The following is a 16,933-nucleotide window of genomic DNA, read 5'->3' as shown; positions in this document are numbered from 1 at the left end:
GCACATCGAGTCGATAGCCAACACATCGATCCTGTTCAGCATTCTCCGTTCGTCTTCCGCTCCGCTGATCGGCGCGAGGTACCGGCCCCTCGGCGGAGCGGCCCGCCCGCGCCGGGGATGTGCCAGTCACTCGGCAGCGGTATCAAGGGCTTGTCATCCGTGGAGCGCAGACCACCGCTACCGGCCCGAATTCGGGCGAGGGAGGACCGTTGACCCACATCGGCGTGGTGATTCCCACCCATCAAGGTTCGCTCCTGCTGGAGCGCAGCATCCATTCCCTGGCCGGACAGCACTTCACCGGCGACCTTCACGTGGTCGTCGCCGTCAACGACGACCGGCCGGAGAGTCTCGCCCAGGCCCGACGGTTGGCCCCCGTGCTCAGCGACGTCGGCGCGGAGTGCGAAGTCGTACGTACCCCGCCCGGGCGGGCCGCCGCCTTCGACACCGCCGAGCGGCACCTTCCCCCGGGACCCCGGCTCTACCTCGACCAGGATGCGAAACTGTCGCCCCTGGCCCTGGCCAACCTCACCGACGCGCTCGCCCCCAGCACCGGAATCCACTTCGCCGTCCCGGTGCTGGGGCTGGCACCACCACACAGCCTGGTGTCTCGGGCCTACTACCGGATCTGGCGGGAACTGCCCTACGTCCGGAACTCCCCGGTCACCTTCGGCGCGTACGCGGTCTCCGAGGAGGGCCGGCGTCGCTGGGCCCGCTTTCCCCGACTGCACTCGGACGACAAGTGGGTACGGTGGCACTTCGCGCCGCACGAACGGCGGGTCGTGGCGGCCAGTTACGAGGTGGTCGTACCGGACGGGCTGGCGGCCCTGGTCCGAGCCCGCTGCCGCTACCACCGGGGCAATCGGGAACTGGTGAGCGTCGCCCCGCTGCCGCCCCATCCGGACGACTTCGCCCGCTACCACGGCATCCTGCGGAACCTGGCAACCCGACCGGCCCGCTGGCCGGCCGTCGCGGTCTTCCTGGCCGTACACGGGGCGGTCGCGATGCTGCGCGGCCGGCTGGGGACGGGGTGACCACAGTGCCCGGACCGGCAGCGGGTCTCGGCCGCCGGCTCGACGTCGTGGTACCGGCCCACGACGAGCAGTCGCTGATCGGCGGCTGCCTGCGGGCCGTACTCTGCGATGCCAACACGATCGACCTACGGATCATCGTGGTGGCCAACGGCTGCTCCGACGGTACGACGCAGCTGGTGCGGGCGATCGCCGCCGATCTCCCAGCCCGGGATGGATCACGGCGGCCGGCGGAGGTCGTGCTGGTGGAGCTGCCGGCGGCGGGCAAGGCAGCGGCGCTCAACGCGGGCGACCGGCAGCGACGGGGCGACGCCTCGGTGCTCTATCTGGACGCGGACACCGTCATCACCCCGGGCACCCTGCCCGCCCTGGTCGACGCACTGACGGAGACCCGGGCGGCGCGGCTGGTCGCCCCTCGACCGGTGCTGGTACGCCCCACCGACCGTCTCGGACGGGACTTCGCGGCCGTGTGGCTCGCTCTTCCGGCCGTGTCCGGGCAGGTGGTCGGCGCGGGCTGCTATGCGGTGAACCCCGCCGGGCGGGCCCGGTGGACGGAGTTTCCCGAGCTGACCGCCGACGACGCGTACGTCCGGTCGCGCTTCACCTCCGCCGAGCGCCGAGTGGTCGGATCGGGGGGCTTTCTACTGGTGCTGCCCCGCTGGCGGGAGCTGATCGCAGTGGCCAGCCGATGGCGTCGGGGCAACGCCGAACTCGCCTCGCTGGCCCGCCACCACCGCGGTCCGGGCCGGGACGGAGATCGGTTGACGCGAACAGGTAGCGCCTCACCCGCCGCCGGGGCCGGCCGCAATCTCACCACGGTCGCCACCCAGCCGGCGCTCTGGCCGCGTCTGCCCGGGTTCCTGCTGGTGAACTGGGCCGGAAGGCTACGTCCCCGGCAGCGCTGGGCCCGGGCCGCCGGGCTGCGCGCGATGGCCCCGGACCAGCCGCCCTCCGGTCGCCCGTGCACAGTGGACGTGCTCGTCATCCGCCGGCCGAGGGTCGCCCTCGACCGCTGCCTCGCCAGCCTCCGATCCGACTGGGCCCGGCTGTGCGTCACCGTGGTCGACGCCGACACCGCAACGGTGAATCGGGTCGCCGATCGGGGCGAGGGAAACTATCTGCTGTTGGTGGACGGCGACGTCGAGTTGATCCCGGGTGCCCTCGACCAGCTTCTCGCCGTGGCCATCCGCTTCCCCACCGCCGGCCTGTACGGGGGCGCTCCGGCCGCCCGCCGCCCGCCGTCGGAACGGGCCGGCCCTGCCGACCGGCCGGGCCGGGCACGCCGGTACGACGTCCACCCGACCCGGAGCCTCCCCACGGGACTACTGCTCGTCGAGCGGACGTGGTGGCACCGGCTGGGTGGCCTCGACGGGCACCACCGCGATCCAGAAGGAAACCTCTGTCGGCGAGCCCGCCGCTCGGGCGCCGCCCCGATGCGCGCGTCGTCGGCGGCCTACCGGGACTGATCCTGTCCGGCGACCAGATCCTGGCCCGGTGGATCGACGCCAACGGCTACCGACCGCTCGGCCTGCACCGGGAGATCTACCTTGACCACCACCCGGACGCTGCCGAGCAGGGGGTGGCCGAACTCCAGATCGCGGTGGGTCAGGAGCTGACCGACAACGGCGGGCTGTCCCGATGAGCGGTCACCGGCAGGTCCGCCCAGTCCGATGGTAGGGACGGGGGGAGCCAGGTGGGATCCGGCCGCCACCTGGCCCAGCCCTCGTCCCACCACCGATGGCCCGCGTCGAGAAGGGCGGCGATCCGGTGTCCTTCGGCCCGAATCGCCGCCGCCTGGCCCGGATAGCGTCCCTCGACGAGACGCTGTTCGAACTCCTCGACGTCCTTCCATGCGTAGCGGTCGGCGTCCGCCGCCCACCACAGGTCCAACTCGTGATCGAGGGTGTCGACGCCGATCCGGGTACGCCGGAACGGGTCCTGCAGGTTGAAGTACCAACCCGCGAAGGACCGTTCCGGACCGGTCCAGAAGACGTCGATCGCGTGCGCCTCCCCCGGCCGGTGCAGCATCAACTTCCCGTGCCCGGACCATTGGCTGGACCTACCCTGCCAGGGGTGCCGGCCGGCGGGAAACCGTCCCGTCTCCGGAAAGCCGAAGACCGTGCCGGTGGGTACGTAGAGGGCGAGGAGATCGTCGGAATCCTCGACGCAGATCGTCGGGAAGGCGAACCACACCTCGCCGAGCAGGATCTCCCGCCGCACCACGACGTCACCGGGGGCGAACCGGCTCTCCGGTTCGGTAGTCCCAGTCGTGATCATCCGCCACCCCCTCACCCTCGGCTCCGGGCCGAGCTATCGGACTCCGGGCCGAACCATGCCCGGTGCAATCACCGGTCAGGACCGTCAGCCGACGGCCTCCATGACCTCGTCGGAGACGTCGAAGTTGCCGTAGACGTTCTGCACGTCGTCGCAGTCCTCCAGCACGTCGATCAGCTTGAAGACCTTGCGCGCGCCCTCCTCGTCCAGCGGCACGTTGACGCTGGGGATGAGGGAGGACTCAGCCGACTCGTACTCGATGCCGGCGTCCTGCAGCGCGGTGCGGACCGGGATGAGGTCACCCGGCTCGGAGACCACCTCGTACGCCTCGCCCAGGTCGTTGACCTCCTCGGCTCCGGCGTCGAGCACCGCCATCAGCACGTCGTCCTCGGAGAGTCCGGCCTTGGGGACGATCACGACACCCTTGCGGGAGAACATGTAGGACACCGAGCCGGCGTCGGCGAGCGAACCGCCGTTGCGGGTGAGCGCGGTGCGTACCTCGGTCGCGGCCCGGTTGCGGTTGTCGGTCAGGCACTCGATGAGCAGCGCCACACCGCTCGGGCCGTAGCCCTCGTACATCACGGTCTGCCAGTCGGCGCCGCCGGCTTCGAGGCCGGAGCCACGCTTGACCGCGCGGTCGATGTTGTCGTTGGGGACCGAGCTCTTCTTGGCCTTCTGGATGGCGTCGAACAGGGTCGGGTTCCCCGCCGGGTCACCACCGCCGGTACGTGCCGCCACCTCGACGTTCTTGATCAGCTTGGCGAACATCTTGCCGCGCTTGGCGTCGATGACCGCCTTCTTGTGCTTGGTCGTCGCCCACTTTGAGTGGCCGGACATGGATGACCTCCGTAGCTACCCCGACTCGGCGTCACCCTCCACGATCTCCACACCCCGCCCAATTTCCACCGTGATCGATGCGCGACCCGGTGGTCATGATGCGCGAAGGCAGCCGCGGCCAGGCTCGGCTCCTGAAACGGGCCAATCCTACCGGCGGCCCGCCGCGCCGTGACCACACCACCACCGGTGGCTGTCCGCTGACAGAACTTGGCGGGTCATGAAACCCGCTAGGGACATGACCCGCCAGGATCCAGCGTTACTCAGGCGGCAGCTCGGACGACGTCCACGAAATAGCGGTGCACCCGGAGATCACCGGTCAGTTCCGGGTGGAAGGCGGTGGCGAGCAGGTTGCCCTGTCGTACCGCCACCACCCGGCCGTCGGCCGGACCGTCGGTCACCCGGCCCAACACCTCCACCCCGTCGCCGACCCGCTCGACCCAGGGGGCCCGGATGAAGACCGCGTGGAAGGCCGGCCCGGGAACGCCAGTGATCTCCACCGGCGCCTCGAACGAGTCGACCTGCCGACCGAACGCGTTACGCCGTACGGTCATCTCGATCCCGTCGAAGCCGCGCTGGTCGGGCCGGCCGTCGAGTACCTCGGTGGCTAGCATGATCATCCCGGCGCAGGAGCCGTAGACCGGCATACCGTCGGCGATCCGCTTCCGGATCGGGTCAGCCAGCCCGAACACGTCGGCCAGTTTGCTCATCGTGGTCGACTCGCCGCCCGGGATCACCAGGCCGTCGACCTGGTCGAGTTCCTCGGGGCGACGCACCGGCCGGGCGGTGACACCGCTCTCGGCCAGTGCGTTCGCGTGTTCGCGTACGTCGCCCTGCAGGGCGAGCACACCGATGGTCGGTCGGGCCATCACCAGCCGCGCTCGGCGAGCCGGTGCGGGACGGGGATGTCGTCGACGTTGATGCCGACCATCGCCTCGCCCAGACCACGGGACACCTTGGCCAGCACGTCCGGGTCGTCATAGAAGGTGGTCGCCTTGACGATCGCCGCGGCGCGCTGCTCCGGGTTGCCGGACTTGAAGATGCCGGAGCCGACGAAGACACCCTCGGCACCGAGCTGCATCATCATGGCCGCGTCGGCCGGGGTGGCGATACCTCCGGCGGTGAAGAGCACCACCGGCAGCTTGCCGGTTTCGGCGATCTCCTTGACCAGCTCGTACGGCGCCTGCAGCTCCTTCGCCGCGACATACAGCTCGTCGGTCGGCAGCGAGGTGAGCCGGCGGATCTCGTCCCGGATCTTGCGCATGTGGGTGGTGGCGTTGGAGACGTCACCGGTACCCGCTTCGCCCTTGGAACGGATCATCGCGGCACCCTCGGTGATCCGACGCAGCGCCTCGCCCAGGTTGGTCGCCCCACACACGAACGGCACGGTGAAGGCCCACTTGTCGATGTGGTTGGCGTAGTCGGCCGGGGTGAGCACCTCGGACTCGTCGACGTAGTCGACGCCGAGCGCCTGAAGCACCTGCGCCTCGACGAAGTGTCCGATCCGGGCCTTGGCCATCACCGGAATGGAGACGGCGTTGATGATCCCGTCGATCATGTCCGGGTCGCTCATCCGGGAGACGCCACCCTGGGCCCGGATGTCGGCCGGCACCCGCTCCAGTGCCATCACCGCGACGGCACCCGCGTCCTCGGCGATCTTCGCCTGCTCGGCGTTGACCACATCCATGATCACACCGCCCTTGAGCATCTCGGCCATCCCCCGCTTGACGCGGGCGGTGCCGGTTACGGGTGTGGTGGCGGCAGACTGCGTAGCGGCATCGGACACGGCGTTTTCGCTCCTCAGAGGTGGTGGAATGCGACTCAGCCCCGATGCTACTTCGGGCTCGGCCCGCGACCGACAGCCAATCGACCCACCGGTGGCCTGCGCTGTGGCCTCGCTCACCCCTGCGCGGTGGCACCGCTCACCCCTGCGCTGTGGCACCCGGTGGTGCCGCTCACCCGACCGACAACGGCTCCGGGGTGAGGGTCGGGTCGTCCACGTCGAAGTAGCGGGGACGCTCATGCTTGCGGGACATTCGCAACAACCGTACGACCGGACGTCGCCGTACGGACAGGGCGTCCCGGACCAGGTCGGTGTGTACCTGACGAGCCAACACCAGGCGGCGGCTCGCCGCCACCACCGCCTCCGCCGCCTGTTCGTCCGGCACCAGCGGAGTGCTGCGGAGCTGGCGGGTGAGATCGTTCTCGGCGGCCTCCCGCTCGTCGGGTCCGGCGTCGAGTGCGATCCGGGCCGCCGCGTACAACTCGACGGCGTAGCACTCCTCAGCCAGCACCGCGGCGGCGGCGGCCCGACGCAACAGGTGCGCATCCAGCGCCCGGGCCGCCGATTCGACCCGGCGATGGAGCCGATCGACCCGGGCCGCCGTCCAGGTCAGGTATGCCGACGTCAGGACAACCACCACTACGATGCCCACCACCCACCACATGCCCGGCATCGTAGTGTCGCTCCCATTCAGTTCCGCGAGGGCGCATCCGACGCCCACGGCGCTTCTTCGACCTCGCGCCGCATCCGATAGCGGTCAGCGCGGTTCAATCCACTCCTCGTCGATCACCCGACCGTGGGTGGCCTCGATCGCTGTTTCGTATACCTCAAGAACTCGACGAGCAACCACCGGCCAGTCGAAGGATGACACCACCTGCTTAGCGCATGCCGACAACTCCGTGCGCCGGTCCGGGTCGTCCAGGAGTTCGGCGAGCGCCCGGCGCAACGCCATCGGATCACCGGTGGTGAAGAGCTGCCCGGCTCGCCCACCGTCCAGCACCCGACGGAACGCGTCCAGGTCGCTGGCCACCACCGTCGTCCCGGCCGCCATCGCCTCGGTCAGGATCATCCCGAACGACTCGCCGCCGATGTTGGGCGCCACGTAGAGGTCGACGCTACGCAGCATCCGCGCCTTCTCCTCCTCGGGGACCATGCCGAGGAAGGTGATCCGGTCCCGTAGGTGCGGTGGCACCCCCTCGTGCAGATCGGCCACGTCGCCCGGTCCGGCCACCAGCAGCCGCAGTCCGGATCGCTGTTCGGCCAGGGTCACGAACGCCTCGCGCAGCACCGGGAAGCCCTTACGCGGCTCAGTGAACCGGCCCAGGAAGCCCAGCGTTCCGCCCTCACCCGGGCGACACTCGCCGGGCCAGCCCGGTAGCGGCTCGGCGTCGGCGAACTTCGCCACGGCGACCCCGTTGGGGATCTCCACCGCGCCCCCGTCGAGGTGCTCCACCTGCACCTTCCGGGCCAACGCGCTGACCGCGATGCGCGCGGTGATCCGCTCCAGCACGAGTTGCAGAATCCCCTGCGCGGCGGCCATCGCCTTCGACCGGGTCATCGCGGTGTGGAAGGTCGCCACCACCGGTCCCCGGGAGGACAACACGGCCAACAGCGACAGGCTGAGTACGAACGGCTCGTGGACGTGCAGCACGTCGAAGTCGCCCCGGGCCAGCCAGCGCCGTACCCGGGCGGTGGAGACCGGACCGAAGGTGATCCGGGCGACCGAGCCGTTGTAGGGGAACGGCACCGATCGACCGGCCGGCACCACGTACGGCGGCAGCGGTGCGTCCTCGTCTGCGGGGGCCAACACGCTGACCTCGTGACCGAGGCTGATCAACGCCTCGGCAAGGTCCATGATGTGGTTCTGCACCCCACCGGGGACGTCGAAGGAGTACGGGCACACGATGCCGATCCGCACTGGCGCCGCCCTCCCCCTCAGACCGGCCCGGACGTGGACGGTGGGCGCACCCCGGAGGACTCCCCCGCCGACGGGAGGTCACCGGTCAGCGGGGGGACCATAGACGGGTCGCCCGTCGTCGGGCTTACCCCGACCGGTTCCGCCGGGACGGTGGTGGCGGCGCCGGTCGGATCGTCGAGCCACATGCGTTGAAGCATGTGCCAGTCCTCCGGGTGCGCGGCGATGCCCGCCGCCAGGCAGTCGGCCACCCGTTGGGTGAGCACCCGAACCCGCTGGTCCAGTGATCCGCTCTCCGGGTCGGGCACCTCCAGTGGACCCTCCAGCCGGGCACACGGAATATCCGGTTCGTACCACATCGAGGCGACGTAGAGCGGCGCGCCGGTACGGATGGCGAGCAGCGCCGGCCCGGCCGGCATCCGGGTACGGCCGCCGAAGAAGGTCACCTCCACACCCCGCGCGGAGAGGTCCCGGTCGGCGAGTAGCGGTACGACATGTCCGGCGCGTACCCGGTCGACCAGAATGTCGAACGGTGGCCGCGCCCCACCGTGGGTCGGGATGATCTCCATCCCGAGCCCCTCCCGGAACGCGACGAAGCGCTCGAAGACCGCCTCCGGCTTGAGCCGCTCGGCGACCGTGGTCAACGGCCACCCCATCGCCGCCACCCAGGCCCCGGCGGCGTCCCAGTTGCCGCCGTGCGGCAACGCCACCACCGCGCCCCGTCCAGCGGCCACATCCTCGGCCAGCAGCTCGTGCCGTTCCAGCCGGAACCCGCGCCGCACCTGTTCCTGGGACAGGGAGGGCAGTCGGAACGCCTCCATCCAGTACCGGGCGTAGGAGCGCAGTGCCCGACGGCTCAACGCGTCGAGTTCTGCCGCCGGCAGCTCGGGGCCGACCACCCGGCGGAGGTTGGCGGCGAGTCTCGTCGCACCCCGGCCGCCCCTGCGATGTGCCTGGTCGGCACCCACGCGGAAGACCGCCTCGGCAACGGGGCGGGGCAGCGCCCGTACGACGCGCCAGCCGGCGAGATAACCGAGTTCGGCCAGATTCACGCGTCCACGTCCAGCTCGGCCCGCTGCGCCTGGCGGTAGACGTGGGCGATCCGCTGCCCCACGGTGACCAGTGACAGGACCGCCAGCACCCAGAGCGCTGCGGTCAGCCCCCAGTCGACGACCGCGCTGAGCAGACCACCGATCCCGACGATGATCAGTCGTTCGGTGCGCTCGGCGAGCCCCACGTTGCAGGTCAGACCCAGCCCTTCGGCGCGGGCCTTGACGTAGGAGACGATCTGGCCGAGCACGAGGCAGATGAGCGCCGCCGCGACCCCCCAGGAGTCGCCCTGGCTGGCCAGCCAGTAGGTCACCGCGCCGAAGATGGCACCATCGGCGATCCGGTCCATGCTCGAATCCAGGAAGGCGCCGAATTTGCTGGAGCCGCCCCGCATTCGGGCCATCGTCCCGTCGAGCAGGTCGGTGAGCGCGAAAACGGTGACGATGAGGGCACCCGCGACCAGATGCCCACGGGCACCGAAGCCGATCGCGCCGATGAGTACACCGACGGTGCCCGCGACCGTGACCGCGTTCGGGGACACGCCCCGCCGCAGCAGGCCGCGCGCTATTGGTTCGACGACGCGGGCCATACCCGCCCGGGCCGACACTTGGAAGATCTTCGCCATGGCGGTCCCACGATATCGGTCGCCGGTCTCCGGCGGTACGCACGGTGGCGCCTACTTCGCGTCGCGGGGTTGTGTACGGACCGATACGGGTGTGGGATCGGAAGGGGAAACGTGAGGTAAGTCACCCGACTGCCCGGCACGTTCCCGGCACTCAGCACGCCACCCGAGGATATCGCCGCAGGAATCGCCCGGGCAGCTCCCCCGTCGCGCGCGGCGGTCGCCACCATCCATCGGCCTAGGGAGGTGCGCCCGAATGGCGCAGAGAAATCAGGAGAAGGGAGTCACCGGCTCGGCGCCGGTGGTGAACGAGCCCGGCAGGGTTCGCAACGTGGTGCTCGTCGGCCATTCCGGGGCCGGTAAGACCACTCTGGTCGAGGCGCTGCTCGCCGCGACCGGCACGGTCAGCCGGGCGGGCACCGTCACGGACGGCACCACCGTGTGCGACCACGATCCGGCCGCGATCCGCCAGCAGCGCTCGGTGAGTCTGGCCTGCGCGCCACTGCTGCACGACGGCGTGAAGATCAACCTTCTGGACACCCCGGGCTACGCCGACTTCGTCGGCGAACTGCGCGCCGGGCTTCGGGCCGCTGACGCCGCTCTCTTCGTCGTCTCCGCCGTGGACGGCATGGACGCCGCCACCGCCGCCCTGTGGGAGGAGTGCGCGGCGGTCGACATGCCCCGCGCCGTCGCCGTCGCCCGGCTGGACCACCCCCGGGCAGACTTCGACGAGACCGTGGCCCTGTGCCAGCGCGTCTTCGGCGACAACGTCATGCCGCTCTACCTGCCGATGCTCGGTGACGATGGTGTCTCGGTCGCCGGTCTGCTGGGGTTGATCACCCGGCGGGTCTTCGACTACACCGCTGGCCTGCCGGCGGACGTCCGGGACCCGGATCCGGAACACCTGCCCGCCATCGCCGAGTCTCGGGACGAGCTGATCGAGGGCATCATCGCCGAGAGCGAGGACGAGACCCTCATGGACCGCTACCTCGGCGGTGAGGAGATCGAGGTCTCGCTGCTCATCGAGGACCTGGAGAGGGCGGTGGCCCGGGGACACTTCTACCCGGTGGTCCCGGTGTGCGCCGAGACCGGAGTGGGCCTCGACGGCCTGCTGGAGGTGCTGACCGCCGGGTTCCCGTCGCCGCTGGAACACGAACTGCCCGCCGTCGCCGGGATCGATGGCTCGCCCCGGCCGCCGCTGACCTGCGACCCGGACGGCCCCCTGGTCGCCGAGGTGGTCAAGACCACCATCGACCGGCACGTCGGCCGGGTGTCCCTGGTCCGGGTCTTCTCCGGCACGCTACGGCCGGAGCAGACCCTGCACATCTCCGGGCACGGCATGGCCGAGCGGGGGCACCCCGACCACGACGCCGACGAGCGGGTCGCCCACATCTACTCGCCGCTCGGCGCTACCCTGCGCGAGGTGCCGGAATGCCGGGCGGGCGACATCTGCGCGATCACCAAATCGGGTACGGCGGAGACCGGCGACACCATCTCCGCCAAGGACGATCCGCTGCTCATCGCCCCGTGGGAGATGCCCGAGCCACTGCTGCCGGTGGCGATCGTCGCCAAGACCCGATCCGACGAGGACGCCCTGGCCAAGAACCTGGCCCGGCTGGTGGCCGGCGATCCGACGATGCGGCTGGAGCGCAACCCGGAGACCCACCAGTTGGTGCTGTGGTGCATGGGCGAGGCGCACGCCGACGTGGTGCTCGACCGGCTGCGGGCCGGTGGGGTCGACCTCGACACCGAACCGGTACGGGTCGCCCTGCGGGAGACGTTCGCAGCCAACTCCAAGGGACACGGCCGGCACGTCAAGCAGTCCGGCGGTCACGGCCAGTACGCGGTCTGCGACATCGAGGTGGAGCCGCTGCCCCGGGGCGGCGGCTTCGAATTCGTGGACCGGGTGGTCGGTGGCGCCGTACCGCACAACTACATCCCCTCCGTGGAGAAGGGCGTACGCGCCCAGATGGAGCGGGGCATCGTCGCCGGCTACCCCGTGGTGGACGTACGGGTGAGCCTGTTCGACGGCAAGGCGCACAGCGTCGACTCCTCGGACGCCGCCTTCCAGACCGCCGGGGCTCTGGCCCTGCGCGACGCCGCCGAGAAGGGGCAGATCCTCCTCCTGGAGCCGGTCGACGAGGTGGTCGTCCGGGTGCCCGACTCGTTCGTCGGGGCGGTGATGAGCGACCTCTCCGGTCGGCGTGCCCGGGTGCTGGGCACCGAGCCGGACGAGAGCGGCGAGCGGACCCTGGTCCGAGCCGAGGTGCCCGCCACCGAGCTGGTCCGGTACGCCGTCGAACTCCGGTCGATGACCTCGGGCACCGGCACTTTCCGCCGGTCCTTCGCCCGGTACGACCCGATGCCCGCCCACCTCGCCGAGCAGACCCGCAAGAGCGCCTCGGCCCAGGAGTAGCTTCCGGCCGGTGCCCGTTCAGGCTCAGGCCGGCTGGTCCGCTCAGGTCGGCCAGCCCGAGTAGCTACCAGCCGGCCGGGTCCGCTCAGGCTCGGGCCGGCCAGGCTTCGGCGAGCATGTCCCGGGTGTCGGCGAGCAACTGCGGCAGCACCTTGGTCCGGCCGATGACCGGCATGAAGTTGGCATCGCCGCCCCAGCGGGGCACCACATGCTGGTGTAGGTGGGCGGCGATGCCGGCACCTGCCACGCCGCCCTGGTTCATGCCCAGGTTGAACCCGTGGGCGTTGCTGACCTGTCGGATCACCCGCATCGCGGTCTGGGTGAGGACGCCCAGCTCGACGGTCTCCGCCTCGTCCAGCTCGGTGTAGTCGGCGACGTGCCGGTAGGGGCAGACCAGCAGGTGTCCCGGGTTGTACGGGTAGAGGTTGAGCACCACGAAGACGTGCGCACCTCGGGCCACCACCAGGCTCTCCCCCGGCTCCTGCCCGGGTGCCCGACAGAACGGGCAGCCGGCCGGTTCCTCGTAGCCGCCGGCGGGTCGGTCACCGCCGGAGATGTAGGTCATCCGATGCGGCGTCCAGAGCCGCTCCAACCCGTCTGCCATCGCGGTGCCCGCGCGCCAATCCACCCCTGTCACACCGCCGATCCTACGGTTCGGCGGGCACGGGGTGCCCACGCCGTCGCCGCCCTTCACCAGGTACCGGATCAGACCGGTAGTTCGAAACAATGTCAACGAATGAAGGCTCTTGACCTCCAACGCCAACATCATGAAACTTTCATCCAATAATCATGATAGTCATCGATGGAGGTCTCATGGCTCTACGTACCGCTTCGATGGTCCGGCGGCTGGGCAAACTGCTGGCAGCAGGGGTGCTCGCGGCCGCCACCACGCTGGTGGGGGTCGTCGCGACCAGCACTGCCGCTCAGGCGGACGGCTGCTACACCTGGGGACGTGCCCTCGTCTCCGGGATGACCGGCGAGGACGTCAGGCAGCTCCAGATCCGCATCTCCGGCTACCCCGGCTACAACTCGGAACTGGCGCTCGACGGATCCTTCGGCCCGGCGACCCGGTCCGCCCTGATCCGGTTCCAGCAGGCGTACGGCCTCACCGCCGACGGCGCGGCCGGACCGCAGACGTTCAGCAAGCTCTACGCGTTGCAGGACAACGACTGCACCCCGATCAACTTCACCTACCCGGAACTGAACGGCTGCAACAGCACCTGGTCCGGCGGGGCGGTGGCCGCTGGCACGGCCAAGTTCAACGCGCTGGTGTCGATGTGGAAGCTCCAGGCACTGCGCCACGCCCTCGGCGACCAGTCGATCCGGGTCACCAGCGGGTTCCGCAGCTATTCCTGCAACAGCGCGGTCGGTGGGGCCTCAAACAGCCGTCACCTCTACGGCGACGGGGTCGACCTCGGTGTCGGGCCGCACTCGCTGTGTCGCCTCGCCCAGCAGGCCCGCTACCACGGTTTCACGCAGATCCTCGGCCCCGGTTACGTCGGGCACAACGACCACGTACACGTGGCCGACTCTCCGTCGCGGTTCTGGTCCGCCCCGACCTGCGGCATCTGACCTGACCGGACGTGAGGAGGAGCCCCTTCCTGTGCAGGAAGCGACAGGAAGGGGCCTTCCTCACTACTCAGCGGACGGGCCGGCATTGGTCCGGGACCGGACCACCTCGACGACGTGCGCCACCGCCTCGGCCAGCGGTACGCCGTTGCGCTGCGAGCCGTCCCGGTAGCGGAACGACACCGTACCGGCCTCGACGTCGGAGTCACCGGCGATCGCCATGAACGGGATCTTCTGCTGCTGGGCGTTGCGGATCTTCTTCTGCATCCGGTCGTCGGAGGCGTCCACGTCGGCCCGGATGCCCTCGGCCCGCAGCGCCGCCACGAACTCGTCCAGGTAGCCGGTGTGCTCCTCGCGGATCGGGATGCCGATCACCTGCACCGGTGCCAGCCAGGCCGGGAACGCCCCGGCGTAGTGCTCGGTGAGCACCCCGAGGAAGCGCTCGATCGAGCCGAACTTCGCCGAGTGGATCATCACAGGCTGCTGCCGGGTGCCATCCGCCGCCTGGTACTCCAGCCCGAAGCGGGCCGGCTGGTTGAAGTCGTACTGGATGGTCGACATCTGCCAGGTCCGGCCGATGGCGTCGCGGGCCTGTACGGAGATCTTCGGACCGTAGTAGGCCGCGCCACCCGGGTCCGGGACCAGCTCCAGTCCGGTCTCCAGGGCGACCTCCTCCAGCACCCGGGTCGCGTTCTCCCACTCCTCGTCCGAACCGATGAACTTGTCCGACTTCGGGTCCCGGGTGGAGAGCTCGATGTAGAAGTCGTCCAGGCCGAAGTCGCGCAGCAGCCCGAGGATGAAGTTCAACAGGTGCCGGATCTCGCCCGGGGCCTGCTCCGGGGTGACGTAGGAGTGCGAGTCGTCCTGGGCGAAGCCGCGCACCCGGGTCAGGCCGTGCACCACGCCGGACTTCTCGAAGCGGTAGACCGAGCCGAACTCGAACAGCCGCAGCGGCAGATCCCGGTACGACCGGCCGCGCGAGCGGTAGATCAGGTTGTGCATCGGGCAGTTCATCGCCTTGAGGTAGTAGGCGCTGCCCTCCAGCTCCATCGGTGGGAACATCGTGTCGGCGTAGTACGGCAGGTGGCCGGAGGTCTCGAAGAGCCCCTGCTTGGAGACGTGCGGGGTGCCGACGTACTGGAAGCCCTCCTCGATGTGGCGGGCCCGGACGTAGTCCTCCATCTCCCGCTTGATCACCCCACCCTTGGGGTGGAAGACCGGCAGGCCCGAGCCCAGCTCGTCGGGGAAGCTGAACAGGTCCAGGTCGCGACCGAGCTTGCGGTGGTCGCGGCGGGCCGCCTCCTCCAGCAGCTTCAGGTACGCCTTCAGCGCGTCCCGGGTCGGCCAGGCAGTGCCGTATACCCGCTGTAGCTGCGGGTTCTTCTCGGAGCCGCGCCAGTAGGCGGCGGCCGAGCGCATGAGCTTGAACGCCCCGATCAGCCGGGTGTTCGGCAGGTGCGGTCCCCGGCACAGGTCGGACCAGCAGACCTTGTCCTCGTTGGCGGCGAGGTTGTCGTAGATGGTCAGCTCACCAGCGCCGACCTCCATCACCTCGCCGACGTCGAGCCCGGCACCCACGCCCGCGTCGGTGCCCTTGACGTCGACAAGCTCCAGCTTGTAGGGCTCGGCGGCCAGCTCGGCCTTTGCCTCGTCGAGGCTCTCGAAGCGCCGGCGACGGAAGCGCTGACCGGACTTGACGATTTCCTGCATCCGCTTTTCGAGCTTGGCCAGGTCCTCGGGCTGGAACGGCTTGTCGACGGCGAAGTCGTAGTAGAAGCCGTTGTCGATCGGCGGGCCGATGCCGAGCTTGGCCTCGGGGAAGATGTCCTGCACGGCCTGGGCGAGCACGTGGGCGGTGGAGTGCCGCAGCACGTTGAGCCCGTCCGGCGAGTCGATGGCGACCGGTTCGACCGGGGTGTCGGCCTCCGGCGTCCAGTCCAGGTCACGCAGCCCGCCTTCGGGGTCGCGGACCACCACGATCGCGGTCGGGCCGCTGGTGGGCAAGCCCGCCGCGGCCACCGCGTCGGCCGCCGTCGTCCCGGCCGCGACGACGACGGGGTCGGCCACGACAGGGGTACGGGGTGCGGACACGATGACTCCTTCAATCGGGATAAAAAGGACGAGGCCATGGTTCGGCACCTGCGATGTTATCGGTCGTGTTTTCAACGCCCTCCGCCGACGCGACCGCAGCGCTACATTGACGCCGTGGGAACATCCGACCTGGTCGACTCACTACAACGCAGGTACGTGCGGTACTTCGCCGCACGACCGGCGCTGCCGTTCGCCGTAACGACCAACGGCGGTCCGGCGCACCGGTTCGGCAGTGGTGATCCGCTCTTCACCATCAGCGTCGCCGACCCGCGCGGTGCGAAGGCCCTCGCCGACCTGGACCAGTTCGGCGTGGCGGTCGCCTACCTACAGGGCTGGCTCGACGTCGAGGGTGACCTCGCCTCGGCGCTGAAGATGCGCGCCTTCTTCTCCGACTTCCATCCGGTGGCCTGGCTGGGTCGGTTCCTGCCCGCGGTCGTACGCGGCGGCCGGCAGGAGGATGATCGCCGGACCATCTCCCACCACTACGACGAGGACTCGGAGTTCTTCCTCACCTTCCTCGACACCCGGCACCGTTGCTACACCGAGGGGGTCTTCCTCTCCGACGACGAGCCCCTCGAAGACGCGATGACCCGCAAGATGGACCTCGCCCTGGACGCGATCGGCGTACGGCCGGGCGACCACGTCCTGGAGGTGGGCGGCGGGTGGGGCGCCTTCGCCGAGCACGCCGCGCGCCGGGGAATCAACGTCACCACGACGACGCTGTCGAAGGAGTCGGAGCGCTACCTCACCGAGTTCTTCGACCGGGAGCAACTGCCGGTACGGGTGATCCGCAAGCACATCTTCGGCTACACCCCCGACCGGAGGTACGACGCCATCGTCAACATGGGGGTCACCGAGCACCTGCCCGACTACCGCACCACGCTGCGCAAGTACGCCGAGGTCCTACGGCCCGGTGGTCGGGTCTACCTGGACGCGTTGGCCATGCGCCGCAAGCACGCCGCCTCGACGTTCATGAAGCGCTACATCTACCCGGGTGCCTCAGCTCCGCTGCTGCTGCACCAGTACCTCCACCAGGTGGCCCGGTCCCCGTTCGAGCTGCTCAGCCTGGCCGACGACCGGCACAACTACTACCTGACCTGCCGGGAGTGGGCGCGCCGGCTGGACGCCGCCCGGGAGGAGATCGTGGCCCGCTGGGGTGAACCGCTCTACCGTCGCTTCCGCCTCTTCCTGTGGGGCTCGGCCGCCGGTTTCGACACCGGGTTGGTGCAGGCGTACCGCTGGACGCTCCGTCTGCCCTGATCCGGTTGACCGACGGCGGAACGGCCGGAGGTTTAGGACTGCCCGGGTCGGCTATACCCGCCGCACAGCATGATCCGCGTGCGAAGGCACC

General features: G+C 69.9%; 14 protein-coding genes and 1 pseudogene. 5 read left to right on the top strand and 10 right to left on the bottom strand.

Translation table 11 applies throughout. The features are described from left to right. Nucleotides 1-209: 209 nt before the first annotated feature. Nucleotides 210-1,031, top strand: a complete 822-nt coding sequence (locus FHR38_RS26325; protein WP_184537242.1) for a glycosyltransferase family 2 protein — start codon at nt 210-212, stop codon at nt 1,029-1,031. Between the two features lie 5 nt (nt 1,032-1,036). Then, nucleotides 1,037-2,494, top strand: a complete 1,458-nt coding sequence (locus tag FHR38_RS26320) for a glycosyltransferase family 2 protein (RefSeq protein ID WP_184537240.1) — start codon at nt 1,037-1,039, stop codon at nt 2,492-2,494. Nucleotides 2,495-2,633: 139 nt separating this feature from the next. Here FHR38_RS26320 and FHR38_RS26315 read toward each other — a convergent pair whose 3' ends face one another. The 8 genes and pseudogenes from FHR38_RS26315 to pgsA form a co-directional block, all read right to left on the bottom strand. Next, a complete protein-coding gene (locus tag FHR38_RS26315; protein ID WP_184537238.1) occupies nt 2,634-3,305 on the bottom strand; it encodes a ribonuclease FAU-1 family protein in 672 nt (223 codons plus the stop codon). An 84-nt stretch (nt 3,306-3,389) separates the two neighbouring features. Beyond that, complete coding sequence (locus tag FHR38_RS26310; RefSeq protein WP_184537236.1) at nt 3,390-4,139, bottom strand: YebC/PmpR family DNA-binding transcriptional regulator; 750 nt, start codon at nt 4,137-4,139, stop codon at nt 3,390-3,392. 260 nt (nt 4,140-4,399) lie between these two features. Next, nucleotides 4,400-5,005, bottom strand: coding sequence for a pyridoxal 5'-phosphate synthase glutaminase subunit PdxT (gene pdxT, locus FHR38_RS26305; RefSeq protein WP_184537234.1), 606 nt, complete (start codon nt 5,003-5,005; stop codon nt 4,400-4,402). Further along, nucleotides 5,005-5,922, bottom strand: coding sequence for a pyridoxal 5'-phosphate synthase lyase subunit PdxS (pdxS, locus tag FHR38_RS26300; protein WP_184537232.1), 918 nt, complete (start codon nt 5,920-5,922; stop codon nt 5,005-5,007). Before pdxS ends, pdxT begins: the two co-directional genes overlap by 1 nt. Nucleotides 5,923-6,091: 169 nt before the next feature. Continuing rightward, nucleotides 6,092-6,592 (bottom strand): hypothetical protein, encoded by a 501-nt coding sequence (locus tag FHR38_RS26295; protein WP_184537230.1) that lies wholly within the window; start codon nt 6,590-6,592, stop codon nt 6,092-6,094. A gap of 84 nt (nt 6,593-6,676) precedes the next feature. Then, a complete protein-coding gene (locus tag FHR38_RS26290; RefSeq protein ID WP_184537228.1) occupies nt 6,677-7,837 on the bottom strand; it encodes a glycosyltransferase family 4 protein in 1,161 nt (386 codons plus the stop codon). 110 nt (nt 7,838-7,947) lie between these two features. Then, nucleotides 7,948-8,886, bottom strand: a pseudogene (locus FHR38_RS26285) (phosphatidylinositol mannoside acyltransferase); the annotation flags it as partial. Next, on the bottom strand, nt 8,883-9,509 hold the full coding sequence (gene pgsA, locus FHR38_RS26280; protein WP_184537224.1) for a phosphatidylinositol phosphate synthase: 627 nt from the start codon (nt 9,507-9,509) through the stop codon (nt 8,883-8,885). The pseudogene FHR38_RS26285 and the gene pgsA, both read right to left, overlap by 4 nt. A gap of 253 nt (nt 9,510-9,762) precedes the next feature. Between pgsA and FHR38_RS26275 the strand changes: the two genes are divergently transcribed. Then, complete coding sequence (locus FHR38_RS26275) at nt 9,763-11,922, top strand: elongation factor G-like protein EF-G2 (RefSeq protein ID WP_184537221.1); 2,160 nt, start codon at nt 9,763-9,765, stop codon at nt 11,920-11,922. Nucleotides 11,923-12,007: 85 nt separating this feature from the next. Here the strand turns inward: FHR38_RS26275 and FHR38_RS26270 are convergent, their stop codons facing one another. Beyond that, a complete protein-coding gene (locus FHR38_RS26270) occupies nt 12,008-12,526 on the bottom strand; it encodes an HIT family protein (protein ID WP_184540237.1) in 519 nt (172 codons plus the stop codon). Between the two features lie 209 nt (nt 12,527-12,735). Here FHR38_RS26270 and FHR38_RS26265 point away from each other — a divergent pair, with 209 nt between their 5' ends. Continuing rightward, entirely contained in the window at nt 12,736-13,494 is a 759-nt protein-coding gene (locus FHR38_RS26265) for a D-Ala-D-Ala carboxypeptidase family metallohydrolase (protein ID WP_246446750.1), read from the top strand. A gap of 63 nt (nt 13,495-13,557) precedes the next feature. On the opposite strand, the gene thrS is transcribed toward FHR38_RS26265, so the two are convergent. Beyond that, nucleotides 13,558-15,582, bottom strand: coding sequence for a threonine--tRNA ligase (gene thrS, locus FHR38_RS26260; RefSeq protein ID WP_184537219.1), 2,025 nt, complete (start codon nt 15,580-15,582; stop codon nt 13,558-13,560). 114 nt (nt 15,583-15,696) lie between these two features. Between thrS and FHR38_RS26255 the strand changes: the two genes are divergently transcribed. After that, the gene (locus FHR38_RS26255) at nt 15,697-16,842 is read left to right on the top strand and encodes a class I SAM-dependent methyltransferase (RefSeq protein WP_312882416.1); all 1,146 of its coding nucleotides are present in this window, start codon (nt 15,697-15,699) and stop codon (nt 16,840-16,842) included. The last annotated feature ends 91 nt before the right edge of the window (nt 16,843-16,933 follow it).

Origin of the sequence: Micromonospora polyrhachis (genome assembly GCF_014203835.1) — a bacterium.
GTDB lineage: Bacteria > Actinomycetota > Actinomycetes > Mycobacteriales > Micromonosporaceae > Micromonospora_H > Micromonospora_H polyrhachis.
This window is presented reverse-complemented; position numbering and strand designations above follow the sequence as displayed.